The sequence below is a fragment of the Mesorhizobium sp. WSM3864 genome (genome assembly GCF_002294955.1).
In the GTDB taxonomy this organism is placed as follows: domain Bacteria; phylum Pseudomonadota; class Alphaproteobacteria; order Rhizobiales; family Rhizobiaceae; genus Mesorhizobium.
In genome coordinates this window covers 17,890-43,372 of record NZ_NSGD01000016.1, presented here as the reverse complement: position 1 = coordinate 43,372, position 25,483 = coordinate 17,890, and the positions used below count along the sequence as shown (strand labels likewise).

The 25,483-nt window shown below is 61.6% G+C and carries 18 protein-coding genes; 11 read left to right on the top strand and 7 right to left on the bottom strand.

Features of this window, described 5'->3' with window-relative positions; genetic code table 11:
• Positions 1 to 326 precede the first annotated feature (326 nt).
• The gene (gene nodU / locus CK215_RS24560) at positions 327 to 1,994 is read right to left on the bottom strand and encodes a nodulation protein NodU (RefSeq protein ID WP_095832474.1); all 1,668 of its coding nucleotides are present in this window, start codon (positions 1,992 to 1,994) and stop codon (positions 327 to 329) included.
• Positions 1,995 to 2,753: 759 nt separating this feature from the next.
• Here nodU and CK215_RS24555 point away from each other — a divergent pair.
• From CK215_RS24555 to rlxS, 9 genes are all read left to right on the top strand, one after another.
• Positions 2,754 to 3,716 carry a zincin-like metallopeptidase domain-containing protein gene (locus CK215_RS24555; RefSeq protein WP_095832473.1) on the top strand — a complete coding sequence of 321 codons (963 nt, stop codon included), beginning with the start codon at positions 2,754 to 2,756 and terminating at the stop codon, positions 3,714 to 3,716.
• On the top strand, positions 3,713 to 3,916 hold the full coding sequence (locus CK215_RS24550) for a hypothetical protein (protein ID WP_095832472.1): 204 nt from the start codon (positions 3,713 to 3,715) through the stop codon (positions 3,914 to 3,916). The genes CK215_RS24555 and CK215_RS24550 overlap by 4 nt, the downstream gene beginning before the upstream one ends.
• Before the next feature lie 13 nt (positions 3,917 to 3,929).
• A complete protein-coding gene (locus CK215_RS24545) occupies positions 3,930 to 4,349 on the top strand; it encodes a DUF2958 domain-containing protein (RefSeq protein WP_095832471.1) in 420 nt (139 codons plus the stop codon).
• A gap of 79 nt (positions 4,350 to 4,428) precedes the next feature.
• Positions 4,429 to 6,159, top strand: a complete 1,731-nt coding sequence (locus tag CK215_RS24540; RefSeq protein WP_095832470.1) for a ParB/RepB/Spo0J family partition protein — start codon at positions 4,429 to 4,431, stop codon at positions 6,157 to 6,159.
• A 538-nt stretch (positions 6,160 to 6,697) separates the two neighbouring features.
• Positions 6,698 to 7,021, top strand: coding sequence for a DUF736 domain-containing protein (locus CK215_RS24535; RefSeq protein ID WP_095776587.1), 324 nt, complete (start codon positions 6,698 to 6,700; stop codon positions 7,019 to 7,021).
• A gap of 152 nt (positions 7,022 to 7,173) precedes the next feature.
• Positions 7,174 to 7,434: a helix-turn-helix domain-containing protein gene (locus tag CK215_RS24530; protein ID WP_095828268.1), complete on the top strand. Its 261-nt coding sequence runs from the start codon at positions 7,174 to 7,176 to the stop codon at positions 7,432 to 7,434.
• Positions 7,431 to 7,979 (top strand): S26 family signal peptidase, encoded by a 549-nt coding sequence (locus CK215_RS24525; RefSeq protein ID WP_095828269.1) that lies wholly within the window; start codon positions 7,431 to 7,433, stop codon positions 7,977 to 7,979. The genes CK215_RS24530 and CK215_RS24525 overlap by 4 nt, the downstream gene beginning before the upstream one ends.
• Positions 7,967 to 8,587, top strand: a complete 621-nt coding sequence (locus CK215_RS24520; protein WP_095832469.1) for a lytic transglycosylase domain-containing protein — start codon at positions 7,967 to 7,969, stop codon at positions 8,585 to 8,587. The genes CK215_RS24525 and CK215_RS24520 overlap by 13 nt, the downstream gene beginning before the upstream one ends.
• Positions 8,588 to 8,766: 179 nt before the next feature.
• Positions 8,767 to 10,737 carry a relaxase/mobilization nuclease RlxS gene (gene rlxS / locus CK215_RS24515; RefSeq protein WP_095832497.1) on the top strand — a complete coding sequence of 657 codons (1,971 nt, stop codon included), beginning with the start codon at positions 8,767 to 8,769 and terminating at the stop codon, positions 10,735 to 10,737.
• Between the two features lie 61 nt (positions 10,738 to 10,798).
• Here rlxS and CK215_RS24510 read toward each other — a convergent pair whose 3' ends face one another.
• Genes CK215_RS24510 through CK215_RS24495 form a run of 4 tightly spaced genes read right to left on the bottom strand, consistent with a single transcriptional unit; the run spans position 10,799 to position 13,752 of the window.
• Positions 10,799 to 12,358 carry an E2 ligase fold family C protein gene (locus CK215_RS24510; protein ID WP_095832468.1) on the bottom strand — a complete coding sequence of 520 codons (1,560 nt, stop codon included), beginning with the start codon at positions 12,356 to 12,358 and terminating at the stop codon, positions 10,799 to 10,801.
• 2 nt (positions 12,359 to 12,360) lie between these two features.
• Positions 12,361 to 12,849: a Mov34/MPN/PAD-1 family protein gene (locus tag CK215_RS24505; protein ID WP_095825973.1), complete on the bottom strand. Its 489-nt coding sequence runs from the start codon at positions 12,847 to 12,849 to the stop codon at positions 12,361 to 12,363.
• On the bottom strand, positions 12,846 to 13,472 hold the full coding sequence (locus CK215_RS24500; protein ID WP_245418786.1) for a putative metal-binding protein: 627 nt from the start codon (positions 13,470 to 13,472) through the stop codon (positions 12,846 to 12,848). Before CK215_RS24500 ends, CK215_RS24505 begins: the two co-directional genes overlap by 4 nt.
• Positions 13,456 to 13,752, bottom strand: a complete 297-nt coding sequence (locus tag CK215_RS24495; protein ID WP_095825972.1) for a DUF2604 domain-containing protein — start codon at positions 13,750 to 13,752, stop codon at positions 13,456 to 13,458. The genes CK215_RS24500 and CK215_RS24495 overlap by 17 nt, the downstream gene beginning before the upstream one ends.
• Before the next feature lie 551 nt (positions 13,753 to 14,303).
• Here CK215_RS24495 and CK215_RS24490 point away from each other — a divergent pair.
• Positions 14,304 to 15,257 carry a DUF1403 family protein gene (locus CK215_RS24490; RefSeq protein ID WP_095832467.1) on the top strand — a complete coding sequence of 318 codons (954 nt, stop codon included), beginning with the start codon at positions 14,304 to 14,306 and terminating at the stop codon, positions 15,255 to 15,257.
• Between the two features lie 2 nt (positions 15,258 to 15,259).
• The gene (locus CK215_RS24485) at positions 15,260 to 15,955 is read left to right on the top strand and encodes an SMC-Scp complex subunit ScpB (RefSeq protein ID WP_095825971.1); all 696 of its coding nucleotides are present in this window, start codon (positions 15,260 to 15,262) and stop codon (positions 15,953 to 15,955) included.
• 459 nt (positions 15,956 to 16,414) lie between these two features.
• Here CK215_RS24485 and CK215_RS24480 read toward each other — a convergent pair whose 3' ends face one another.
• Both CK215_RS24480 and CK215_RS24475 read right to left on the bottom strand, forming a co-directional pair.
• Entirely contained in the window at positions 16,415 to 19,228 is a 2,814-nt protein-coding gene (locus CK215_RS24480; protein ID WP_095832466.1) for a TrlF family AAA-like ATPase, read from the bottom strand.
• Between the two features lie 117 nt (positions 19,229 to 19,345).
• On the bottom strand, positions 19,346 to 25,342 hold the full coding sequence (locus CK215_RS24475; protein ID WP_095832465.1) for a DUF3320 domain-containing protein: 5,997 nt from the start codon (positions 25,340 to 25,342) through the stop codon (positions 19,346 to 19,348).
• Between the last annotated feature and the right edge of the window lie 141 nt (positions 25,343 to 25,483).

Genomic DNA, 25,483 nt, shown 5'->3' with positions numbered 1-25,483 from the left:
ATCGCCTCGGCCGTCTGCCCGTACTGGGGCAATGGTCAAAGGCAAACGGCACGGCGATCGGCGCGCAACTTGCTCCGACAATTTTGGCAGTGGGCGTCGTCAGCAGTGCTTCACGAGCTCAGCGGTGATTGACCAACGATTGGCGGCGTGGCGGTTGTCGAATCCTGACAAGAAATACCGTGAGGAGAGCCTTCATGCCCTATCCTTCGACCGGCCACGGGCTTGTGACGCCGGCTACGCTGCCCGATGATGCCGCATGCACGCGCCAAACCAGGCGCGATTGACCCTGCACACACAGCCAGCCTTATTGAAGACCGGAGCGGCGACTAGCCCGTCTTGGTCAACAGCAACCCATCGCACCAAACGTGGTCCACGTATCCCCACTCACACGCTGCCGAGGCATCGGGAAAGAAGCCCCGTCCGTTTAGGTTGGCACTCGTGTTGCAGAGCAGCGGAATGCCGGTGAGTTGTTCGTATTCGACCAGGAGCTCTGCAATTGGGTGATCAGATTTTCTAGAAACTGTCTGTAGTCGTGCAGTCCCGTCGAGATGAATGACTGCCGGGATTTTCTCTTTCCACTCCGAACGTGTTCGGTGATCGAACAGCATGTAGGGATCAGGCGTGCCAGGTTCAAATATATCAACTGCGCGATCCTCCAAGCATATTGGCGCTACCGGCCGGAAGTGCTCTCGGCGTTTTACTTTGTTGAGGTGGTCCTTCATTTGGAGCGAAGTCGCGGCGGCCAGGATGCTTCTGCCTCCCAAGGCTCGTGGACCAAGCTCTGCACGGCCAGTGAGGAAAACGACAGGCTTGCCGTCGGCGAGCACGCTGGCCAGTTCTGCCACGCTGCATGGAGCAGCCTGCCATCCCGGCGGCACGGGGCCATCCTTCATGTTTGGTCCGCTGTAGACCGACCAATCGAGGTGAACGAAGCCTTTGTCGGCAGCCAGCGCGCAGCAAGCGGCACCGATCGCCGACCCGCTGTCGTTTGGGAACGGAGGCACCCAAACTGTATCGAACAAACCACTCGCCCGAAGTGCGCTGTTCCATTTGATATTCAGCCCGCATCCCCCGGCGATGCACAGGTTTCGCGTTCCGGCAACCGAGAGCCCACGCAGCGCGATTGCCATTTCGCGAACCAGAAGACGCTCGAGAAAGGCATGAAACGAAGCAAGTATGTCCTCAGGTGTCTCGGCGACCAGCCGTGCCTCGGCTGCATCGAAGAAATCATGCACGGCCGTGAGTAACGCGTCCTCGGAGCGGCTGTTGTTTCTATATTCAATAGCAAGCTTCGTGTCACCGGCGAAATGTTGGTCGTAAAGTTCCCCAAATACTGTCACGATCTTTTCGCTGACAGATCCGAGCGCGATATAGGCCATCAGCTTGCCGGCGATATCCAGATTCCAGCCGGTCCTCGTTTCCTGCCTGTAAGGACCGAAGTGTTGGCCCGCGGCGGCATAGGCATGACCCATCATCGGAAACAGGCATTCGATAAACCGCACTCCGCTTGGTTCCACGTAGTAAAGCCGCGGGAAGATGAAGCCGTCCCATACCAGGCAAAGGGCAGGTTCTTTGGCTTTGGCGAATGAACTGGTGCAGTATGCGGAAGCTACGTGGCCAAGGACATGCGGATAGCTTTCATAAGAAAATACCCCGCCGCCCAGCACGAGGCCTGAGCCATGACAAGCTGTCAGGGGACTTTTAGGATCCCGCTCCACATATGGTGCCCCGTTGAGAGTGACTGGTGTGCCCTCACTAACAACCTCGAATTGCGACTCGATCTCACCGTCCCAGCCATCGATGACGAACCGGTCTACATCGCGCGGATCCAGGCCATGTTCCGCTAAGGCGGCAACAATCGTTTCAAGACGATCAATGGATTGATATCGAGGATTATTGTCGAGTTTTTCCTGCTCGATGCAGAAGGCCAATCGGCCGTCCTCGACGACAGCGATTGCCCCGTCGTGCGTTAGCTTAATACCGCAAATTCGCATAATAGATCCATGTCAAAGTTAGCTGTGGAACAACTTAGGACAACCGACGAACGTGAGCTGGAAAGCATCGGGCATACGCTTTCAAGCAATGCGCTATGCAGTATGAGAACCCATCGGTAAACTTGATTGTTTGGATATAGTGCATCCATGGCGTGGATATCGCGGCACATGCCCACAGGCGCCTGGTGGCCAAGCTTAGTGAGCACGCGAGCTCAATAGCGCGCCCCATTCAAAGCCTCCATGCCGACCAGACACGCCGGCAAATTGGCGAAGAAGCGGGCGACCGCATCGCGGCGCAGCCTCTTTCGCAAAGAGAGTCCTATGGTAATTGACGCCATAGGCTTAGTAAGCCGCCAAGGGCGCAGCGGTCGCCTTGACGCCATCGGCACTGCTCAGCGCCCGCGCGCCTGAGGCGCGCGCCGGGTGCTCGTGAACCGAGCCCACTTTCTTCGGCAAGCTCAGGCGGTCTCGGCCCTGCGGCTTCGCCCCCTGGCGCGGGGCAGCCTGTCGGCTGCTGACGGTCGCCGGCCTTTGGGCCGGCGTGGTTTCTTGTACTGGCCTTCCCCGGTGGCGCGCGGTGGGCGGCACTCCCTTCTAGGCCCGCCGCGGCGTCCCGCAACCCTTCGCTTCGCTTCGGGTCCGCCTCTTCGTTCCGGTCCTTCGGATGCGGTCCGCCTTGGACGTCGGGCCTTTCCGGTCGCTTTCGCCGCCCACCCCGCTTCCGGGGAGGGCGCGGGATTAAGAGCGGAGGACCAGACGATGGGTGCAAAATACAAGCGTTCCGGTAGCCAAGAGGCTGGCGCGGGCAGGGGCGGGCGCACGAGCGCCAGCCTTTATCAGGAAATCACTGATCGCATCATCGCCGAGCTGGAGCGCGGCACGGTGCCATGGGTCAAGCCATGGGGCAGCGCCAAGGCCGGCCTCGGCCTGCCCAGCAACGCGGCCACCGGTCGCGCCTATTCCGGCATCAACATCCTGATCCTTTGGGGCGCTGTCTTCGAGCGCGGGTATGCCAGCCAGAACTGGCTGACCTTCCGGCAGGCTCAAGCGCTCGGCGGCAATGTCAGGAAGGGCGAACACGGCACGACCATCGTCCACGCTGACCGCTTTGTTCCCAAGGAGGAAAAGGAACGCGCCAAGACGGACGGCGACGAACCGCACGCCGTGCCCTTTTTGAAGCGCTTCACCGTCTTCAATGTCGCGCAATGCGACAACCTGCCGGATCATCTTTATGCCGCCGCCAAACCGCTGCCCCAGCGTCAGATCGTTCCGCAGGCCGAGGCGCTGATTCACGGCTGCGGCGCTGACTTCCGCATCGGCGGCGATCGCGCTTTTTACATGCCGGGCAGCGACTTCATTCAAGTGCCGCCGCAGCCTGCTTTCTTTCACCAGATCGACTATTACCGCACCTGCTTCCACGAGCTTGGCCACTGGACCGGCCATCCAACCCGGCTTGCGCGCGACCTTTCCGGCTCCTTCGGCTCGAAGGTCTATGCGCGAGAGGAACTGGTCGCAGAAATCTGCGCAGCCTTCGTCTGCAGCAGTCTCGGTATCGAGCCGACCGTGCGCCATGCCGATTACATCGGCTCATGGCTCGCCGTGCTGCGCGAGGACAACCGCGCCATTTTCCGCGCCGCCAGCCAAGCCTCGAAAGCCGCCGATTTGCTGCTCTGCTCTATCCCCAGCACTGAAGACTCGGACCGTGAGGAGATCGCGGCGTGAGCGCGCACGATCCTCATACGCTGCCGCCCGACACGACGCCGGAAGGCGAGCAGACGCTCATCCCGGTGTCCGGCCAGTCACCACGCGCGACCGGCTTTTCGCTTCTGATTCACGCGCCGATGCGACCGCGCAAGGCACGAAAGCCGCTCGATATCGGCCTTTTCGACGAAGGCGCGCGCAATGAACTCGACCCGTTTTGACAGGAATTCCGCAATGATCCTGATCACCGACGACCTTTGCGCCCGTCTCCTCGCCAATGGCGCTTCCGACACCGAAACCGACCATGTTCCGGTCGTAAAACTGTTCGATCCGACCGGGGCAGCAACCTGGCTCTTGAGCGAACTCGCCGCCGACGGCGACACGCTGTTCGGCCTTTGCGATCTCGGCGTCGGCTTTCCCGAACTCGGCAGCGTCAGCCTTGCCGAACTGCAAAGCGTCAAGGGCCGGCTTGGCCTCGGCATCGAGCGCGACCGCTATTTCAAGGCCGAGTTTCCGCTCTCCGTCTACGCCGAAGCCGCGCGGCTGTGTTGCCGCATTACCCAGGACGAGCGTCTGCTGCGGCAGGCAGCAGACGCGCTTGCAAGCCCCCATTCCGAGCTTCCGCCTGACACGGCGGAACAACCGCGCCGCTAGGGCGCGAAAACCGTCCCGCCGCGCCGGCCTTGCGGCCTTTGCGGCGGGAGAACCTCAACCAAACCGAAGGAGACAGATCATGCAGCTTGCTCATATTCCGCTTGATAGGCTCAACATTTCCGCCCTCAACATGCGCCACGGCAAACGCGCGCCGGACATCTCCGATATCCTGCCGTCCGTTCGCGCGCGCGGCGTTCTCGTGCCGCTTCTTGTGCGGCCCAACGGGACGCCGGAAAGCTTCGAAATCGTCGCCGGACGGCGACGCTATTTCGCCGCCAAGTCGCTCGCTGACGAGCGAGGCGAGAGCGACGCCTTGCCCTGCGCCATCATGGAGGATGGCGACGACGCCGATGCGCTCGAAGCCTCGCTCATCGAAAACATCGCTCGCCTCGACCCCGACGAGGTCTCGCAATGGGAAACCTTCTCCCGGCTGATCAAAGAAGGCCGCTCCATTGCCGAAATCGCCGCCACCTTCGGCATCACCGAGCTTCAGGTGAAGCGCATCCTGGCACTCGGCGAGCTTCTCCCCAAGATCCGCGAAGCATACCGCGGCGAGGAGATCGACGCCGAGACGGCGCGCTATCTCACCATGGCTTCGAAAGCGCAGCAGAAGGACTGGCTGGCGCTTTATGCCGACCCCGAGCAATACGCGCCGCGCGGCTACCAGCTGAAACAATGGCTGTTCGGCGGCCAGTCGATTTCCACCAAGGTGGCGCTGTTCGCCATCGAGGACTATCCGGGCATGGTCGTGTCCGATCTGTTTGGCGAGGACAGCTATTTTGCCGATGCCGACGTGTTTTGGCTGAAGCAGAACGAGGCGATCGCCGCCAGACGCGACGCCTATATCGAGGCTGGATGGAGCGAAGTGACGGTGCTCGAACCGGGTCAGTATTTTCATTCCTGGGACCACGAGAAAACGCCAAAGAAGAAGGGCGGCAAGGTCGTCATCACCGTCTCGCATCGCGGCGAGGTCGAGTGTCACGAGGGCTGGCTTTCGCGCAAGGAAGCGCGGCGCGCCCGCGCCGATGACGAGGGCGGCGAGCCGGACGAACAGGTCCTCAAGCCGTCGCGGCCTGAACTCACCGGCCCGATGCAGAACTATGTCGATCTGCATCGTCACGGTGCCGTGCGCACCGCCTTGCTCGATCATCCCGCCATCGCAATGCGCCTCATGGTGGCGCATGCGATTTCCGGTTCAAGCCTGTGGCAGGTGCGCCGCGAGCCGCAGCGCGCGGCGAACGAGACGGTCGCCGCCAGCCTCGCCACCTGCAAGGCCGAAGCCGCCTTCGCCGAAAAGCGGTGTGAGGTTTTGGCGCTGATTGGGCAGGCGAACGATGATGGCCCGCTCACCGGCGGCCACGTCGACGCCCTTGCTTTCGCCAGCGTCTTTGCCCGCTTGCTGGCGCTCTCCGATGACGATGTCTTGCGCGTTCTCAGCCTTGTCATGGCCGAGACGCTCGAGGCCGGCAGCGCCGTCATTGAGGCGCTTGGGCATAATCTGAACGTCGACATGGCTGCTTTCTGGCAAGCGGACGAGGCGTTCTTCGAGCTACTGCGCGACAAGGAAGTCGCCAATGCCATGCTCGCCGACATCGGCGGCAAGCCTGTCGCCGACGGCAATGTCTTGGAGAAGGTCAAGACGCAAAAGAAGATCATCCGCGACTTCCTTGCCGGCGAGAACGGCCGAGAGAAGGTGGAAAGCTGGCTGCCGCGCTGGATGAAATTCCCCGCCGAAAGCTACACAGCGCGCGGCGGCTTCCGCACCGCCGATCAGTGGGCCAAGGTCCGGCACCTGTTCGTGTCGGAGTGACCGGCCAAGCCTCAAGCGGCGGCATTTCGAAAGCCGCCGCTTGGGGCACCTCTCGGGCAGAACCGGTTGCACTTTCGCGATTTTTGAAGCGCGCACTGCATGTGGTGGTCCGACGCAAATCGATGCCCTCGCCAGCCCTGTGCCAGGCCGGAATGCTCGCCGAGGCGCCACTCGGGTTAGGCACGTCGTCGCTGGCTGCGGTGTCTGAACCCGTGCCAAGCCCGGTACCCGCCATGTTGCTTGGGGATCGTGTCAGCCGATCGCGCGATCTGTCTCCCAAGCGTCTTTCAGGACCATTTCCCTGCGGTTGGCTTGTCGACCTATGGGCGGTTCCGACCCGCCCGAAACCCTCGGCCAGCAGCTTTTTTCCCCGCCGCCTATGGCGGCTTCCTCGCGCCCGCTTCGCTCCAAAAAAGCCGCCCGCTCGGGTCCTGCGCTGTCGCTGCGGCCCTGTCGGGTTCAGGCGGGCCGGACGCGCCCATCACGGTCCGCCATCGCAGGGGAATGGTCCCCGGCGACAGCAAAACAGGAGACTAACATGACCGCGATCGGATACGTCACCAAGCAGGAAAACGGCGGCTACAAGGGCCAGCTCAAGACGCTCAGCGTCCGTGCCGACATCGACATCGTGCCCAACCAGGGCAAGACCGCCGACAATCATCCAGACTTCCGGGTGCTGACGCAAGGCGTCGAAGTCGGCGCCGGCTGGATCCGCATGGGCGAAGCTTCCGGCAAGGACTATGTGAGCCTGTCGATTGCCGCCCCGGAGTTCGGTCCGCGCAAGCTCTACGCCAATCTCGGCCGCGCCGCCGGCCAGGACGATGACGACACCTACGCCATCATCTGGAATCCCGTCGACTAAAACGGCGGAGCTCCGAGTCCCGCGCCGCGACCGGCGCGGGGCTCATCTGACAAGAGCGGCGAAAACTCGCCCCCGACTCTTCGCCCGTCCCCGCAGCGACCTCGCTCGCCCATCCTCTCCGTCGCTTCTCCTTAAGCGATACGAGGACAATCATGGACGACGAAAACGAACGCGCCGCCCGCGCCAAGAAGGGCAGCCCCTTTCTCAATACCGCGCAGGCAGCCTTCTATATCGGCCTCTCCCAGCGCACGCTCGAAAAGATGCGGCTCAAGGGCGGCGGCCCGAAATTCCGCAAGCACGGCCGCTATGTCCGCTATCACATCGACGAGCTCGACGAATGGTCGAAAGGCCATCCGCACTGCGGCGCTCCCGAAGCCGGTTCCACGCCGGCCGACGATGGGGGCCGCTCATGACCCGGCGTCCTTTTCTGCGCATGATCGGCTCCGGCCTGCGCCGCGTTCGCGCCCGCAAGACGATCGCCATTGCCACGATTGGCCTCAGCCTTTTAGGCTTCACCACGTTCGCAAAACCCACGCCCTGGCTGGTCTGGAACGCCTCGGCGAGCGCGCCGATCGGCCTCTATCGCATCGCTGCGGGCACGCCGGCGCTGGGCGATCTGGTGCTCGTCCGCCCGCCTGATTACGTGGCGTATCTGGCGGCCCAACGCGGCTATCTGCCTGTCAATGTGAAGCTCGTCAAACGCCTTGCCGCACTGCCCGGCGAGCATGTCTGCGCCTTCCATGACGCCATCATCATCGGCGGCGACATCGTCGCGCGCCGGCTCAAGATCGACGCCCAAGGCCGGCCCTTGCCATGGTGGAACGGCTGCCGGGCACTCACGAAGTCCGAGGTGTTCCTGCTCGGCAGCGAGACCAGTCGCTCCTTCGACAGCCGCTATTTCGGGCCGGTGCCGGCCGCCAATGTCATCGGGAGGCTCGTGCCGCTATGGACCGAGTGACCCTCCTGGTGTTAGGCATGATCGCCATTGCGCCATGCGCCTGTTCCGCCTCGACCGGCGCCGAGCCGGTCGCCATCTCCCTAAGTCCGCAGCTTCGAAACTGGCAACAGTTCGTAGCGGAAGCGAGCCGGCGTTTTCGTGTTCCGCAGGCCTGGATCTACGCCGTCATGGATGCCGAAAGCGGCGGCAACACCATGCGCGACGGCCGCCCCATCACCTCTCGCGCCGGCGCCATTGGCCTCATGCAGGTGATGCCCGCCACCTATGCGGAGATGCGCGTGGCCCATGGTCTCGGCCCAAATCCGCACGATCCGCGCGACAATATTCTCGCCGGCACCGCCTATCTCCGAGCCATGCATGACCGCTTCGGATTCCCCGGCCTGTTCGCCGCCTACGTCGATTACCTCGATCAGCTCAGGGCGGCGGGGATTTCGGCCACCGACATGAAACAATTCAAGGGCGAATCTGTCGCTCCGGAGAGGCGAAAGGCACCCTCGGGGCGCTCGCTGTTCTTCCTCCACGACGGTGTTCGCGCCGGCACGCGAAACGGCGATCTGCTCGTGCCGCTTCGCAAGGATGACATGCGGCCGAAGGAGCCGGATGGCTAGGAGTTTGGAGGCTGTGCGCGCGCGACAAGGGCAGTGCGCGTAAGGCAAGATAAAGGTACCGCCTCCGGGAGGCGGTCAAGTCTTTGTCTGCACATCGTTTTTCGAGGAGGCAGCTGGCGGGGCCAGGAGGCTGCGGCGCCTAAACCGTTGATCTAGCTTTGGATTATCCGGAGGCCGACATGCAGGACGATGAATTCAGGCCGAAGCTCGGCAAGATCGGGTCGCGCGGATCGAAAGCAGGCAAACGCTTCGCCAGCCAGATCCGGACAGCGATCAACAGGGCCGGCGGCCGGCTGCAACGCGATGGTCGCTTCACCGGAAGCCGGGCAGGGCGGGGAGGGGCGGCCGCAGCACTCCTCAAATCCCGCGACCGGTATGCCGCCTTCCGCCAGCGGCGGGTCGTCGTCAAGGCCCGCTTCGTCAAGCTCGCCGGCAAGGGCGCGGACGGGGCGCGTGCGCATCTGCGCTATCTTCAGCGCGACGGCGTCACCCGCGAAGGCGAACCTGGCGACCTCTATGGCGCCGATAGCGACCGCATCGATGGTAAGGCGTTTGTCGATCGCACTGATGGCGACCGCCATCAGTTCCGCTTCATCGTCGCAGCCGAAGATGGCATCGAGTATGAGGACCTCAAGCCGCTGACTCGGCGCCTCATGGCTCAGATGGAAGAGGATCTCGGCACCAAGCTCGACTGGGTCGCCGTCGACCATTTCAACACCGGTCATCCGCACAGCCACATCATCGTGCGTGGCAAGCACGACCGCGGGGAGAACCTCGTCATCGCCCGTGAGTATATTTCGAGCGGCATCCGCGAGCGCGCTGCCGAGCTGGTCAGCCTCGATCTCGGTCCACTCACCGATCGCGAGATCGAGCAGCGCCTGCGCCAGGAAATGGAGCAGGAACGCTTCACCAGAATCGACCGGCAACTGCTGCGCACGCGTCACGATGACGGTCTTGTTTCGACAAACGGCCGCGACACCTTTCGCCAGACGCTGCATCAGGGCAGGCTTCGCAAGCTGGAGCGCATGGGTCTGGCCGAGGACGTCGGCGCTGGCTCCTGGCGACTCGACGGCGAGCTGGAAGCGACCCTGCGGCGTATCGGTGATCGCGGCGACATCATCAAGACCATGCATCGCGAGCTGGCCGGCAAGGGGCTCGCGCGCAGTGCCGCCGACTGCGTGATCCACGATCGATCCGGTGAGCCGGCCCAGCCCGTCGTCGGCCGCGTCGTCGCTCGCGGGCTCGCCGACGAAATCAATGACCGGCAATATCTTCTCGTCGACGGAGTTGACGGTAAAAGCCATTGGATCGACGTCGGCAACGGTGAGGCCACCGAACCGATGCCAGAAGGCTGCATCGTGCTTGCCACCCCGAGGAGCACCGAGCCGAGGCAGGTCGACCGTACTGTCGCCGAGATCGCCGCAGCCCATGGCGGCCGTTACGACGCTGATATCCACATGAAGCATGAGCCATCCGCCACCCAGAGCTTTGCGCAAACGCATGTCCGGCGGCTGGAGGCGATCCGCCGCGCGACCGGCGGCATCGAGCGAGAGCCGAACGGCACCTGGCTGGTCGCGCCGGACCATCTCGATCGTGTCGTGGAATACGAGCGCCAGCGGGCCAGGGTCGAGCCTGTCGTTGTCGACAGGCTGTCAACAATGCCGCTGGAGCACCAAGTCAGCTTTGAAGGTGCCACCTGGCTCGACCGGGAACTGGTTGCCGACGGACCAGAGCGGTTGCGCAACTCAGGCTTCGGGCATGAGGTCCGGGAGGCGCAAGCCAGCAGGCGGCAGTGGCTGATCGCGCAAGGCCTCGCGCGCGTAGAGCAGGATCGGATCGTCTACCGCGCCAACATGCTTTCGATCCTGCGGCAGCGTGAGTTGAACCGTGTTGCCGGCCAACTGTCGGAGGAACTTCGTCTGCCCTATGCTGAAGCGCGATCCGGAGAACGAGTACAGGGTACGCTCCGCCGTTCCGTCGAGCTTGCCAGCGGCAAATATGGCGTGATCGAGAAGTCGCGCGAGTTCACACTGGTGCCATGGCGACCGGTGCTAGAGCGACACATCGGCAAGGAGGTGTCCGGGATCATGCGCGGGGACGGGATTTCCTGGGCGATCGGCCGGCAAAGGAGTGGGCCAAGCGTGTCATAGTGGCGCCGACATCTCACGCGCACAAGCCGCCGCTCTGGGGCAAGGGAGACGTCCGCGTCGCTTAGGAGCCGGAGACATAGCTTAGCTGCTCAACGTTCTTGCTATATTTGCGCCTGTAACCGGCGATGAAATCGCCGTCGCTACAGATGCAGCGGCCGCTGGAATCTTTGGCCTTCGGATCATGCAAATGAGAGCCAAGGGGGCGCAGAAGATTCACCCGAGTGCTCGTCGTCGCGCTCATGGGAAAACCCGCACTATGTTTGACCAGCTCCGCGGCAAGCATAATCCCGGCAAGCGCTGACTGAAAGGCCATCGGAACCACGGTTCGAACGAGGCGATTTCCATCGCTAAGCTCGAACACCAGACCGCCGCAGATCGCTTGCTGATAAAAGGACCGCAAGGGCTGGCCAACAAACGGGGCTAGCGGTTCAAACGGCACAGCCATCGCAGTAGCCACCCGAACTACAAAGTCGTTGGGAACTCCGGCATTGGTCTGCAGCAGCGTTTTTACCTGCTCGTGTGCTTCCGGTATTCCGAGTTCCTCGGCAATCAGCTGGTGCTCGTCCTTGGATTTCCCGGACGGCATGTACATGCAACAAAGGCAAGCCTGGCCGTCATCGAAACCGTGCCGCGAGATTCCGAGATCGTGCTCCTGGGTCCAGGCATTCGCGATCCATCGGGGCAGAGCACCTTGGACAGCCAGACGGTCGGCGGCGGTGTCAAGCGCCACACCCACTTGGTCGAAGACCCAATTGCCCCTGCGCGCAACATATTCTGCCCACTTCACCGGGTGCGCCTCGACATCGAGGGCGGTCGATCGAAGGACGGTGGTTGCAAGGACCGCCTTGGACATGCCTATCTCCGCCTGGCCGGCTAATGCGTAGCGCTGCAGGTTTGAGAGTTCGATCGCTTCGGGATCGATTACATGCAGGCGACCCGAGAGGCCGGGGTGTCTCGCTAGCGTCCAAAGCGAGCCATGGCCTATCGCGCCGAGCCCAACGAGGTGCGTTTCGCCAAGGTCGACAGGGAAATCGATCGGGCCTTCCTCGCCGGCTTTGGTCTTGTCGTAGCTGTATAACGAGAGGTCGATGGTTTCGTCCAACTCGGCGCCGGTCAGTTGGGCGGCGAAAATGGTTCGAAAGACATTGGCGGCGCCGAAGCAACCGGCGGCGCCAGCTCCATAGGGCAGCAAACTTGAGCCAGAGCCCACCGGGTCCGTAAGCGACAGCTTGGCCGACCAACCGTCCGATCCCATGAAAAAGGTTGGGCACCGGAGTGATGGGCGCGTTACCCCTGCAACTACGCAGACGGTGGCAGATTTGCCGGAACGCCGGATGCCGACTTTTGGATTGATCGACTTTGCCAAGCGCTCCAGCGCTTGGGTTTGACACCTTGCCGCGCTGTCCAGCGGGAGTATCGCCAGAACTGGGTAGAGCCTGGCGAGCAATCTCACCGCAAGATCCAGCGTCGCCTCGCCTTCGGCGCAGGAAGCCGCCTGATTGTCGAACGCGACTGCCACGACCTGCTTTTCAAGAGCGGCTTTAAAGTCGCCCAGATGAAAGTCGGCCAGCACCTGAGATGCCGCCGTGGCAGCGCGGTCGATGAAGTTTGCAAGGGCCATCGTCAGCTCGTTATCGTGATCATTCGCATCAGGGCCGTGGACGCGACCTCATTCCAGTTCGCCTTCGCGTCAAGTCGGTAGGCAGCGACGCGAGCAAGATCGAAAGGCTCACGGGCGAAATTCGGCACTACCAGCGACAGACACCCAACCGTGCTAGCAACCGCATAAGCGTCGTCGGTCGTCGAATGGTAGGCGCGGCCCGGATGGCTGTGAATCTGGGCCAACAGTTTCAGGCCGCTTTTGTAGAGCCAGACATTGAGCCGGTGCAGTTCTTCGGCCGGAACTATCACGCAAACGCCATCGCTTGTCCGAATGTGACGCTGCGCCGGGATAACCGTCTCTGTTACGGCAAACTGCCGGTCTTGCTGAACGCCGACCCAGAGCGCCATCCCCTCATTGCCCTCGCGACCAACTGAGCGCAGATGCGCATGCGTGGTCGAGATGCAGCCGCGCGGGAGAGTCACGGTCGCTACATCTTTCAATTCAGTCATTCCGGTATCGCCTGAGGCGACACCGCCATTCCCACGACGGTCGGTTGGAGATGAATCTGCAACTGCTCTACAGGATTGATTCCGTATTTGATGATCTTGTCCAGAATGAAGGCCAAACAGCCTTCGCCAGAACCCCGATGAAGTAGCCATGGGTCACCTGAATGGGCTGGGTTATCGTGGTATTCGCGGATACCCGCCATGCACAGGAATGGGGGGTCTTCGGGGCCGTTGGCCTGGATGAAGTCCGTCAAGGCCACAGCATTCTGCTGGATCAGGGCTGGGATCATCCCCGGAGGAGTTCCCGGCAACGCAGGACGTCTCAGCATTCTAAGCATCAAATCCTTCCGGGCAACTGGCTGACGGGTAAACGGGTCTACGAAGACCACCGAAGGAGGTCGAAGGTCGAAGTTGGAGAAGTCGATCTCGACAGCTGCACCGATCATCTGTGGCTTTATCTTCGGCGGTGCAAATATGAAGAAGGCGCTCGGGAAGCTCGCCTCGATCAGGAAGCAGCCTTGAGCACGATAGGCATCTGCATATGGCCGGAACCGGCCCATCTCACGATCAAACTTCGCTCGGGAGACCTCCGGGTCCACAGTTTGGAGTTCAGGCACCTGCAACACCCGCCTTCAGGCTTAGGAACAGGGTCACAGGATTCGCGAAACCGAGATCGCCAACTTTTTTGTCGACGTCGAGCAAGTTGCCGGCCTCATCCTTGAATTCCCAATTCTCGGCCGGTTGGGCGACGTTCTGCGTGTTTTCAAGGGCTTTGGTACGAACGACGTGCAGCGGCTGGTTGGGATTGGCTTCGACCTGCGTGGGCTGGCCGTTCACGACCACCGTGATCTCGATCTTGCCTGGCCCGCCGCCGTGATTATCGGTCTTACCTGAATCCTTCGACATTGTCCTACTCCTGTGGCTTGCCAATCCCGCCCCCTCGTGCCCACCTGCTGGTGAGACCGTCGGTCTTCAATCGTCCACGCGGCGCCACGACCGCGAGTACGCGAAAGACAGGGGATAAGCTACCGAATCGGTGCTACCTCTTTTATCCGCGACTTGAGCAGCAAGTAAACGGGCTGAAATTGCTCTTCACAACTATAATCGATTAAAGCAATGCCAAAATATTGGAGCCCCCCGATTCATGTGCGCTTTCACTCGCCTGCTCCAGTTGCAGCGTGCAACGTTGGCCCACCCCGTGCAAGTACGCCGCCCGGTATGATTTCATGTTCGATTGGGCGGGCGCTGTGATGATTTGGCTGGGGCGGCTTCCGGCCCCTGCAATCTACGGACGTCCGGATGCGCCCGGAGAACGATGCTAACCTATTGCGAGTGGAAGAAGTAGAGTTAAACGACTGGTAAGGCAACATTATCATTCGTTTTGCTGATACGACAGCCTGTGCGTTTTGGCACGAAATTGATGGCGTAAAGCGCACCGGCATTTTACCCTCGAAGGCATGATTCGCCTCGATCCCGCGACCGCCAATCCGTTCGCGCCGCCGACCGTCCCCTCCTGGGCGCTTGCCGCCGGCGGCGAACCAATCGACGCCTCCGCCGCCTTCCAGGCCGGCGCCGCCCTGGCTTCGCTTGACACGCTCGCCCGGGCGCTGCCGGCCTGGTCCGGCGCCTGGCGCCAGCGGCTGGCGCTCAAATGCGCCGCCGCCAGCATGCGGCTCGCCGGCCGCGCCGAGGATGAAGCCGGTTTGCGCGACGCCGGGCAGCTTTGCCCGGCCGGCGCCGATCCCGGTCCCGCCGGCGCCATTTTTGGCGCCTGGCGCCAGCTGGCGCTGCAGCCGCCGCCGGCCAGCACCGATCGGCTGGCAAAAGTGACCGAGCTGCTCGGCCTCGCCTGGGACGACGAGGCGCTCGCCGACCTCTGCATGAAGATCGAAGACGTGGCGGGCTCACAGCGGCCGGCGCCGTTCGCTGCCGCGGCGATCGCCTCCCATGTCGTCGCCATGCGGCCCGACGCCGAGCTGTTCGCCTGGTGGCTCGCCGACCTGGTGCTGGCGCAAAGCCTGCGCTGGCCGCGGCCGCTGCCGCTGCTGATGGCGCAGGCCTTTGGCCCGGCTTTTCGCGGCGAGGCCAGCGGCAAGCGCATCCGACCCGGGGGCAAAAATTTTGAGTGGGCGGTGTGCCTGGCGCTGGCGCAAGCGGCGGCCGAAGCCTGCCGGCTGGCCGCCGATCTGGCGCGCCGCGCCGAAAAACTCCTGGCGGTGGCGCCGAAACTGCGCGCGAAGGGCGCCAGCGACGTGATTTTTTTGCTCTTGAATGAAGACGCCGTCGCCGGATCGCTGACGACCAAAAACCTGTCACGCTTCGCGGCGCGACGCCTGTTCGAGCGACTGCAGCAACTCGAGGCCGTGCGCGAGCTGTCGGGCCGCGCCAGCTTCCGGCTGTTTGGGCTGTAGCGATGAGCCAAGCCTCCGCCCGCTGCAAGCCGAACGATCAGCCGGCGCTGCTGGACACCGAGCTCGAGCACCTGCCGCCGGAACTGCGCTGGCGCGAATGGATGGGCCGCGTCGAAGCGGTGATCTTTGCGGCAAATGAACCGGTGCCGCGCGAGGTTCTCGCGCGGGTGGTGGGAAAAAATTGCAATCTCGACCTGGTCGTCGACGACATCCGCGCCGAGCTCGCCGGCCGCCCCTACGAACTGGTGTCGGTCGCCGGCGGCCGGCAGCACCGGACCAAGAAGGTCTTTGGCGACGTCATCCACGCCGCCTTCGGGACGGCCGTGGGGCAGGGGACAAAAGAGTTGTCCCAGTCGGAGGCGCTTGTCCTGATGTGCATCGCCTATTTCCAGCCGATTACCCGGGGCGAGCTGTCTTCCTTCTTCGGCAAGGAGGTGTCGCGCGACCTGATCGGCGTGCTGCGCGCGCAGGAGCTCATCGCCTCGGGGCCGCGCAGCCCGCAACCGGGCGCGCCCTACACCTATGTGACGACCAAAAACTTTCTGTCGCAGTTCGGGCTCGACACGCTGCGCCAGTTGCCGGATTTCGAAGCGCTCGAAGACGCCGGGTTGCTGTCGAAGGAGAAGCTGCTGGCCGGTGACATCATGCCCGAGTTTTCATCTTACCAGAAGCAAGCCGACGTCGAGATTGAGGATTAGTCACCCGCTACGGCGCAGGCTGGCCGTACCGGAAGTTAGCGATTTCTAAAATGCAGTTGCTTCAGCAAACAGCAACATGAGCTCAGGCTCCGGCTCTGATTTGCCGTTGCGCGGCCAATTATCTGAATAATTCCGGCACGATGCCGCCTGTGGCCCGGCAAGGGAAACTCGCTTCTGCAAACCCTCGATCCCTTCAATTCGAATAGCAACAACACGCGATCGAGCGGGGTGAGCGAATGCCTGCTCCACCCGCCTTAGTCGAGGCCATCTCGCCGGCGTGGATGCCCATGTCGATTGATGCCTGCTGGAGAACTTCAACGGCCGCGTTCACTCCAGTGTCTACGCCGGCCGCTTGGAAAAACGCTTCGCTGTTGACCGGGACGGCGGGATCATTTGCAGCTTGACGGTGGTCGGGTGAAGCAGCAATCGTCGAGTACGACAATCCAAGATGTCGTTGCGTCACACAACGGCGTATTTCCTTCCTCGAAGTTCAAATGCCCGCATTCCGCCTTCCATTGTTTCGGTTATGGCTTCCCTGACCGCGGGAGTTTCAATCGCCCCATCCTCTTCAATCGCAATTTGAGCTGCTCTTACAGCCTCCGTGGCGTTCGGCTCGACACTCGGCACTAGAGCCACAACTTTGTCGGCGTCGCCATTTACGACGAAATTCGGGTTGTGGGTGGCAAATATTAGTTGACGCTTGCGTTTGGTTGTCTGCAGCAGCTTGGCGATTGCCATGATCACTCGGTTATCGAGGTCATCTTCTGGCTGGTCAATTATGAGCGTACCTGCTTCCTGGTGCAGAAGCAGCGTGAGCAGTGCCGAGGCTTGCTGTCCCGGCGATGCACGTTCAAACGGCATGTAGCTCCCTCGGTCTCTGTAGTCGAAACGAATGAAAGGCGACGCCCACGCTGACAAGAATTTGCCGAGGCGATCATCGTCCAACCGCCCCAGCACGAGGCGCGCCTGGTTGTCGGTCAGCCAGGTGAGCACTGCCTTCAGCTCAGTGATATCAGTTGGATCGACTTCATTCCCGTGACCACGCAGGACCTGTCCATGCCTGATTCGTTGCAAGCGGTGGACGAGCTCCTCCCATCCTTGACGCCCGTTACGGGCTGCGGTTTCGACGAGCTCCCGGCAGCGGACCTCTATTTCGCGGATGCCACAACGTTCGCAAAGCTCCATCAGAGCGTCCACGAAGCGACGGGGGATTGTCTCCTCCTCCACATGGGCGCGAAGCACTCCGGTGGACATCTCGATTACGTGATCCGATGCCTCGTTGAGGATTTCTCGCAACGTTGTCAACCTCGTTCCGAGCAGTGTCCTCGCCTCTGCAAGCCTGACCTCGATCCCGACCAGTTTGGACATGGCCGTTTTGGCGTCCTGCAGGTTTCTCTCAGCGACCTGCTGTTCTTCTCCGAGCTGACGGAACTCTGCAAGCAGCGTTGTCAGATGTGATTGCGCCAAGCTCGCGACAGCGTATTGCTCGTTGAATTTGGCTTGGTCGGTGCCGAATTCGCCCTGATGCCGCGCGAGCTCCTCAAGCGCCATCGCAAGCGCGTCCGTGATTTCGTCAATGGCGCCGCGAATCCGGTCGTTCAACCGCATGATGGCTTGCCGTGCGTTATTGACGGATGGGGTCTCGACAAGGCCTTCCCACCCTTCCATTGGGATCTCCTTGAGACGGTTTGCCTGGTCGAGCGTTGCCTGCACGAGTTTCACGGCGGTCTGGAACGAGGCCAAGGTTCGATTATAGATCGGCTGCTGGTCGAGAATGGCCTGCTGCTCGGCACTGAGACCGCCCTGTTCAAGTCGGCTCCGGATCGACTCAAGTCGTCTCGCCAAGTCGGCAGAAGCAGATTCGGCGCGGTTGAACGCGGCCTGCGCCGCCCAACTTTGGACGACCTGCTGGAAGGCCGCCCGGATCGCGCGTTCCGCCTCGTCGATATCCTGTTCTGCCTTGCGCCGGCGATCGACACTTTCTGCCGCCGCTATGCCAGTTATTTGTTCATCGGCGGTCTCTGGCCGCCTCACCATGGTCGACAGCTGTTTTTGAGAAAATGCGCGAGCGCGAAACCGTTCCTGCGCTACGCTGAGGGGGAGGTCGCGGGCCTCTCCGTCCAAAGACACGGTAATCATGGTCTGCTTGTCAAGCGTTCGCCGCCACGTCTCGACGACGCCATTGCGGTCGAGGTCGACCTCGACGAACCCCCCTATCAACGTCGAGGTGATCATGTCGCGTTCGCGATTGGTTGCCACGTCGTCGGCAGCGTCCAGGGTGCTGCGGCCAAGCGCGAACCTCAGATACTCCAGGATTGCCGATTTCCCGGAGCCTCGGCCGCCGATCAAGGTGTTGAAACCATCGTTGAATGTTATGCTGAAATTGTCTCCCGTCAGCGTCGAGCTTACCCGCAATTCCAAAATCCGCTGGCTGGGGATGGACGGCTCTGTATAGGTAATGCGCGCCTCATCCGCCAACACCGCTTGGCGGACGGCTTCCGCCGTAGCCTCGCCGAGCCGCATCCAACACGCATTGATGCCTAGGTCGGCATAGTTGGACGCGCGATTGTCGCCGGTGGTGATGATGCCGTGCCGGCGATCACCCCAATCTGATATCTCGCCGTAGATCTTCTTTCGCGTCGTCTCGTCGAGGCTTGCAAACGGCTTCTCGTTATAGACCCCGTCGACTTCGAGGTCGGCGAAACGCTGATGAAAGCCCTGCCTCAATTTGTCCTTATGGCCGCCCCTGCTAGCATGAGGCAGAGCGATGTTCCTGCCCTTGAGCATTTCGTCCTGGAAGATTGCCCCCAACAAATCCTCAATGTCCTTTCCGCAGAGGCTGGCTTGCGGGGCTCGGGCGGCAAGTGGATCGGGTGCAGGCACTTTGGGCATCATGCCAAACAGGCGATCTATGACACCGGTTGGCGTATCCTGGTCGAAAAGGATCAAGCACTGAACAGAGTCGTTGCATGTCACCTCCATGCCCGGGAGCAACCACAGCCTCGACTTGGCTGCCGGTGATCTTTCGATCGCCCTCGCCACATAGGGGTACATGACTATGTCGTGATGATCGGTGATCGCGATCGCTCCGATGTCCCTCTTGAGGCATGCTGCCACGAATTCGTCCGCCCACGCTTCGCGCGCCAGCTCCTTCTCCTCGGATCCACCTGGCAAGCCACCGCCGCCTGTCCATCCGGGGTCGCGCGGCGTATGGATCTGGAAGTCGGTCTTTCGCCACACCGCCCCCGGGTGATGTCCCTTTGCATGTTTCATTCCACCCCCAATTCGCGGATGCCGTGGTTAGATTCTAGAACGCATGACCCTACTGAGTTCCGACCATGTCGAGCCGGTTCAAGTTGCAAAGACGCGATATCGATCGGGCGCAATGTCCTATTGCTGAGAGGGGATTGCCATGTGCTCCTTTGCCTTGGCGATTGCCTCATCGAGGCGCGCACGTGAGATTGCGGCGAGGCGTTCTACCCCCAGAAGATGGGCCACGTCGCGTGCGGGGTCAGGCATGTCGAGAAGTCCGGGATTGTCGATAACCACCGAGGCAAGCTCCGCCAAAGGTATGTCCGCAATGGAGCGTCGTGCCTCCTCATTGGCCGGTCGACGATAGGGTACTGAGTCCGAGATCGCACCCTTCTTCCAAATGAATTCGCCGCTCGACTCCAGTGTGCGATCCAAGTCCCTCAGGTGCAGGTCAATCCTCTCGCGGATGCGACCACCCGTGCGGAGCCACCCATGTGCCCGGGCTATGCGCTGGGCGAGAACGTCTGCGCGCAACGGGCTTTCGGTCTCGACGATGGCCGCGACCATGCCCTGCAGCGTGGTCCTATAGCTGAACTCGAAGAACTGCTCGGGGTCTGCCCGGAAGGTCGTGAGATCGGTCACTTGGTAACGCCCTTTCTCAACATTACCTTGGACCGGCTGGCCCGCCATCGTTGAAAATGCTGCAAAGCCAAAAGACTCGGGAGCTGTTGGAGTATTGGCCGAAACGAGCTCAACATTGGATGCATTCGGAAGGGGCGGGAGCTCCTCAATTTGTGGCAGTTTCTGTTCGCTGGTCTCGCTTATTGGCTCGATCTGCTGACCCATTTCCCAGCGTGTCGTCACCTCCTCCGTCTGTTCGTTCGAACGACGTGCCCGACTTTCTTCGAGTAGGATTTCCAGGCGTGCGTGGAGGCGTTCGGCGCAACCCTTCGCGTCGAACCACCAATCGGTCGACCAGACGCGCAAGATCGTCCAGCCGAGCCCCGTTAAAACCTGCTCGCGAACCTTGTCGCGATCCCTTGCCGTCGCCGATCGATGATAGGTCGCCCCATCACATTCCACACCGGCCAGATAAGCTCCTGCAAGATCCGGGTGGCGGACGCCCAGATCGATCCGGAAATCTGAAATCCCGACTTGCGGGACGACAAACCATCCGCGCCGCTCCAGTTGCTCGGAAACTGCCTCCTCGAACGGCGAATCGAACCCGCCGACAGATCCAAGATCCTGGGCGGGCAAAGCGATCGGGCCGCGTTCGGCGTAGTCGAGGAATGTCTTCAGGTGTTGGACTGCGATCGCCTTGCTTCGCGACGGATCGATCTGGTCCGCGGTAAAGCCGGAGAAGATGATAAGTTCCTGTCGGGCGCGCGTCACCGCCACGTTGAGGCGCCGCTCGCCGCCATCTCGGTTGAGAGCCCCGAAGTCCATCGCCGGTGGCTTTCCGGAGCCGTCCTTATAGAATGTTATCGAGAACAGGATAACATCCCTCTCATCACCCTGGACGTTTTCGAGGTTCTTCACGATCGCGGGCTCAACCCGATCTTCGGCAAAGAACCATTCAAGTTCCGGATGGTCCCGGCGCGCAGCATCGAAAAGATCCAAGATCAGCGATTGCTGTTGCGCATTGAACGTGATTACGCCGAGCGTCGGCCGGCCATTCTCCGGGAGCGCCAGCCAGCTCCTCATGCGACTGACTGCCTCGCTGACGACCGCCATGGCCTCGATCTTGTTGGTGCGGCTCTTGCCGCGGTCGTAGATGCCGTCAGGCACCCGGTGCAGCCGCACCGCGCGATCATCGACCGCCGGCGAGGGGAACGTCACCAAGCGGTTGCGGTAGTAGTGATAGTTCGAGAACGCGATCAGCGACTCGCTGCGGCTGCGGTAGTGCCATCTCAGATCGCGCACCGGAATTCCTGACGCCCTTGCCTCATCAAGAATGCTTTCCAGGTCCTTTTCGTGGTCGGCGATCTCCTCTTCGTCCTCGTTGCGGCCGAAGAAATTGGTCGGCGGCAGCTGCTTGGGATCGCCCACGATAATGGTCTGTCGCGCCCTGGCGATAGCTCCAACTGCATCCCAGGTGGTGATCTGCGAAGCCTCGTCGAAGATCACCACATCGAACAAGGCCTGGTTTGGAGGAAGGTACTGGGCAATCGAAAGCGGCGACATCAACATGCAGGGCGCAAGCTTGGCAAAGCTCTCAGGCATCTTGCCAATCATGTCGCGGATGGATTGGCTCGGCCGCTGAAGCTCCATCTGGTGCCGCAACAACCCAAGTTCGGAATTGCGGGAAACGCTTTGTACAGAGGGGAGCCCATGCGTGAGCGCGCTTACCACGCGCTGGGTGGCTTGTGTGCGCACAAGATCGTCGATCTCACGAAATTCCGTAATCGCGTTCTCGTGCTGGAACCTGCGGAAGTTTCGCAATACCGCGTCTCCGTCAAGAACCTTCGGCAGCCACCATCTTGCGTAGCCCACCCGGAAGGCCGGGCGCGCCTTGTCGGCGGCTATCGTTCCCGTCTCGATCTGCTCAACCAGAGGTGCCAGATCGCGTTGGATCGCCTGCCTTTTCACCCGGCACCATTCCGACCAATCGCGAAACAGGTTTCGAGCATCCGCTAGCTCAATCAGCTTGGCTCTGAGCGCTTCAAGGCTAGGACCATCCGTGGGGTCTGAAATCTCCCGTGCCGAAACTTCGCCGAATACCGATCGCACGGCGTCGAACTGCTTGGCAGCTGCCAACAGCCGGTCGCCCGCGTCGCGCAGTCGGTCATTTTCAAGGGTGCCACGCAGACTTGGTGCCACGGAGCGAACGACGGCCCGAAATTCGTCCTGACTGCGTCCAGGAATGCGAAGTGCCGCGCGGAGACGCCGGGCGGAATCAAGTATGCTCGCGACAGCCGCCACGTCGGTTGTCAGACCTTCGATCGGTAGTGGCTTGCCTGCCAGCGGGCTTTGGTCGATTGCTGCCAGAAACTCCCTCATCTGGCGGAGCAGAGGAAGGTCCCTGCCGGGGTCCGCAGCATCACGCTGCGTGCGGCTTTGAAGCAGTTTCTGAACCTTGCGCTTGCCTAGGGCCGATCTCGGCCAAAACGATTCTGTGGCCTCACGCCATTGGCGGACCAGGACATCCAGGTCGAGGTCACGGACGGTCGCGACGTCATAGGCGGCGGAGAGGCTGCGCTCGCTCTCGCGATAACCCCCGATCGCGCGTTCCAGCTTGGCAAGCGCCTCCCCGAAGGTTGAGAAATCCCGGTCATACGCAATCGAGATATCGCGGTTCCGCGTTTGGGCCAGAACCTGTGCCAGGCCTATGAGCGACTGGAGTTCCGTATGCGAGAACGTCTCATTAGGCGAAAGGCCGAGACTGGACTGGTAATCCCGTATCGATGCCGTCAATTGCCCGCTGGCGGAGTGCAGGGACGTTGCGGCGGCCAGCAACCTTAGTTGCCAATCGCTGCTCCACTCTCCGACATCGATCAGATCCAACGCTGGCTGACGTTCGACCGACGCGAACACCAGACCGACCTGCGCGGCCAGCTCCTCCAGGTGAAGAAGAGTTTGCGCATCGTGCCCATCGGAGGACTGCCACGCGAATGTCGGCGCAGCTTGGTCGTTCGACTTCAGCGCTATGCCTAACGCCAAATAGGGCGTCCATCCGTTTGGATACCGTTTGTGAAGCGCCTCGACATAGGCATTCAATTCATCCCGACGCAGGCGGAGCCGCTCGTTGACTGGGATCCATTGAGACGCGTCGGCGTTACCTCCGTGCTCCCACGAAGCCTTCAGTTGCGTTAGAAAACGTCTCCGATCGGCCTTGTTCGAGTGCAGCTCGATGCAGTGGTTTCCAAGTCCATGCTCACGCAGCCGGCGGTAGACGACATCGAGTGCGGCCGTCTTTTCCGCCACGAACAGGACGGTCTTGCCTACGCCCAGACAGTTGGCAATCATGTTGGCGATCGTCTGGCTCTTCCCCGTCCCGGGCGGCCCGACGATCACGAAGTCGCGTCCTTCGGCTGCCGCCAGGCTGGCGGCGGTCTGCGATGAATCGAGGGGAAGGAGGCTTATGATGGCGGCGGGTTCGTAAGCGCGGTCCAGCTCGGCCTCATCACGGAAGGCTGACTGACCACCCGAGATCTCGAACGCCTGCTCGGGCGTGTCGATGAGATGGCGAACGACCCTGTTCTGTCGCAGTGCATCGGTTCGCTCGACAAGGTCCTTCCACATCAGGAACTTTGCGAAGGAGAATGTCGACAAGGCGGTTTCGTCGATGACCTCCATTCCAGGAACATCGCGGACCGCCTGTCGCATGGAGGATAGGATGCGCGGCACATCGATTCCGCTGTCGTCGAGCGGCAGATCGCCGGCGAACTGCGGAAGGCGAAGTTCGAACTCCCGCTCAAGGAACTGGAGAAGGGTGGCGTTGAAACGCGGCTCGTCTTCATGGAAGCGGATCGTGAAGCGCGAGCTCGCGCTCCGTCTTTCTAGCCGGACCGGCACCAGGAGAAGCGGCGCCCGATAACTGCGTTCATCTTCGGGCTTTTTCTTCCAGCGAAGAAAACCCACGGCCAGGAACAGCGTGTTTGCTCCACCCTCGGCGAAGTCATTGCGCACCTGACGGTACAGATCGATCAATCTGGCCTCAAGCTGACGGAAGTCCAGCGTTGAGGCGAGCTCATCCCTGAGCAGCGCTTCCGCGGCAAAACCGCGTTGCAGATCGCGACCATGGACATCGCGATAGAGCTCCGCGTCTCGCTCCCCCAAAGGGTTCTGCTCGGGCAAGGAAATGAGGCGCACGGCAGCACCATTTGCCAACCTGTCCTCGAGATAGGCGACGTCGGTACACAAGAACGGGATCGTCTTTTTTGAATCGGGGAAATTGAGCAGGCGATTCCTGAGCGTCAGGTCGAGCAGCTTCTTCTGCCAGCGGTCGATGCGACTCGCGGCTGTGGTAGGCTTTATCTCAACGACCTCCACTGGCATCGCGCCAATTGCTGGAGCCGCGGGGAGCGGCAGTGCCGCGATGGCCGCAGACGGCTCCTCCTCGGCGCCATTGCGCCGGATATGCTCGTGCGAAGCGAGGGGCGTTATACCGCCGCTGCGCGATCGCCTGACGTCGATGGCCGCAACGAATGCATGCGCCTGTTCTTCCGCGAGCCGGATACCGAGCGCATTCTGCGCCGCCTCGAATGTGAGCGCGGGTCGGTGAGTGACGCCTGTGGTTTCAAACGCGATGAATTCGCGGGACGCAAGCGCCTTGCGGACCTCCATCTGGTCCGTTTCCACGGCGTTGGCGAAGGTTCGTTTGGCCAGCCAGACGCCGACAGCTGCATGCCCGTCAAACATCAGCACGGCCGGGTGCAGGCCGGCAGCTTCCAAAGTAGCGGCAAACAAAAGTGAAGTGTCCAAGCAGGTCGCCAGACGTTCCTCGGCGATCGTCGCGGGACGCCTGACCTTTTGCCCTCGGCTCTCGAAGCTCGCCGGAGGTTCGGCATAGTGCAACCCCATGCCGGTGATCGCAGAATAGACGGCTGCAGCCAACATGTATGCCCGCTGCGGGTTTTGCGATTGATAGCCATCAAGGCCGCTGGGATGCCCGTGCGCGGCAAGCCGATCTGCCGCCGCCCTCAGGATCGGTGCAACGCCAGGGTCATTGGGCATGACGAAAGCCGGAAGCAATTGCGCCATGTCGGCGACACCGCCCCACTCGTCGCGCGCGAGCAGCCGGACGGTCAGGCGCCGTTCGTCCAGGACCTCACCACCCGCGGAAAGGCGCAAGGTGATTTCTCCGCGCTCGGCCTCGTTCAGGCCAGCAAGATATCCGGAATCGAGCTCGACCTTGCGGTCGCTCAGTTGAAGCCTATCGCCAGGAACGAGACGGTCAACTGCCCAAGTCTTCGGTCTCAGAAACGACGGCGATGACGTGAGTTCCAGGCGGCAACTCTCCAGGCTGCCGGCGGTGTCGTTATCTAGTCGGATAGACCGGATTACCGGAATTGCGTTCTGATAGGATGCATAAGTGAAGCTGGACGCGACGTCGGCGCTTATGCTCCGGGCCGTCGAGCGTTCGGCTACCGCATCATCATTTGATACTAACTCTGAACTATCAACAGATTGCATTGACCAGTCCCCACATGCAGACTAGCAATTTTTTCAGGATATAAAAGGGCCTTGCCGGTCACGCGAATACAATCGCGTTCTCTATCCACGCGATAGTTGGGTCGGCCAAGAAAAAGGCGAGGGAAGCGAATGCACCATCAG

Coding starts and splice junctions, on each gene's coding strand:
- CK215_RS24485 (WP_095825971.1), top strand. CDS start 15,260: ATGAGCCAAGCCTCCGCCCGCTGCAAGCCGAACGATCAGCCGGCGCTG.
- CK215_RS24510 (WP_095832468.1), bottom strand. CDS start 12,358: ATGGCCCTTGCAAACTTCATCGACCGCGCTGCCACGGCGGCATCTCAG.
- CK215_RS24520 (WP_095832469.1), top strand. CDS start 7,967: ATGGACCGAGTGACCCTCCTGGTGTTAGGCATGATCGCCATTGCGCCA.
- CK215_RS24525 (WP_095828269.1), top strand. CDS start 7,431: ATGACCCGGCGTCCTTTTCTGCGCATGATCGGCTCCGGCCTGCGCCGC.
- nodU (WP_095832474.1), bottom strand. CDS start 1,994: ATGCGAATTTGCGGTATTAAGCTAACGCACGACGGGGCAATCGCTGTC.
- CK215_RS24495 (WP_095825972.1), bottom strand. CDS start 13,752: ATGTCGAAGGATTCAGGTAAGACCGATAATCACGGCGGCGGGCCAGGC.
- CK215_RS24480 (WP_095832466.1), bottom strand. CDS start 19,228: ATGAAACATGCAAAGGGACATCACCCGGGGGCGGTGTGGCGAAAGACC.
- CK215_RS24535 (WP_095776587.1), top strand. CDS start 6,698: ATGACCGCGATCGGATACGTCACCAAGCAGGAAAACGGCGGCTACAAG.
- CK215_RS24475 (WP_095832465.1), bottom strand. CDS start 25,342: ATGCAATCTGTTGATAGTTCAGAGTTAGTATCAAATGATGATGCGGTA.
- CK215_RS24490 (WP_095832467.1), top strand. CDS start 14,304: ATGATTCGCCTCGATCCCGCGACCGCCAATCCGTTCGCGCCGCCGACC.
- CK215_RS24555 (WP_095832473.1), top strand. CDS start 2,754: ATGGGTGCAAAATACAAGCGTTCCGGTAGCCAAGAGGCTGGCGCGGGC.
- CK215_RS24545 (WP_095832471.1), top strand. CDS start 3,930: ATGATCCTGATCACCGACGACCTTTGCGCCCGTCTCCTCGCCAATGGC.
- CK215_RS24505 (WP_095825973.1), bottom strand. CDS start 12,849: ATGACTGAATTGAAAGATGTAGCGACCGTGACTCTCCCGCGCGGCTGC.
- CK215_RS24530 (WP_095828268.1), top strand. CDS start 7,174: ATGGACGACGAAAACGAACGCGCCGCCCGCGCCAAGAAGGGCAGCCCC.
- rlxS (WP_095832497.1), top strand. CDS start 8,767: ATGCAGGACGATGAATTCAGGCCGAAGCTCGGCAAGATCGGGTCGCGC.
- CK215_RS24540 (WP_095832470.1), top strand. CDS start 4,429: ATGCAGCTTGCTCATATTCCGCTTGATAGGCTCAACATTTCCGCCCTC.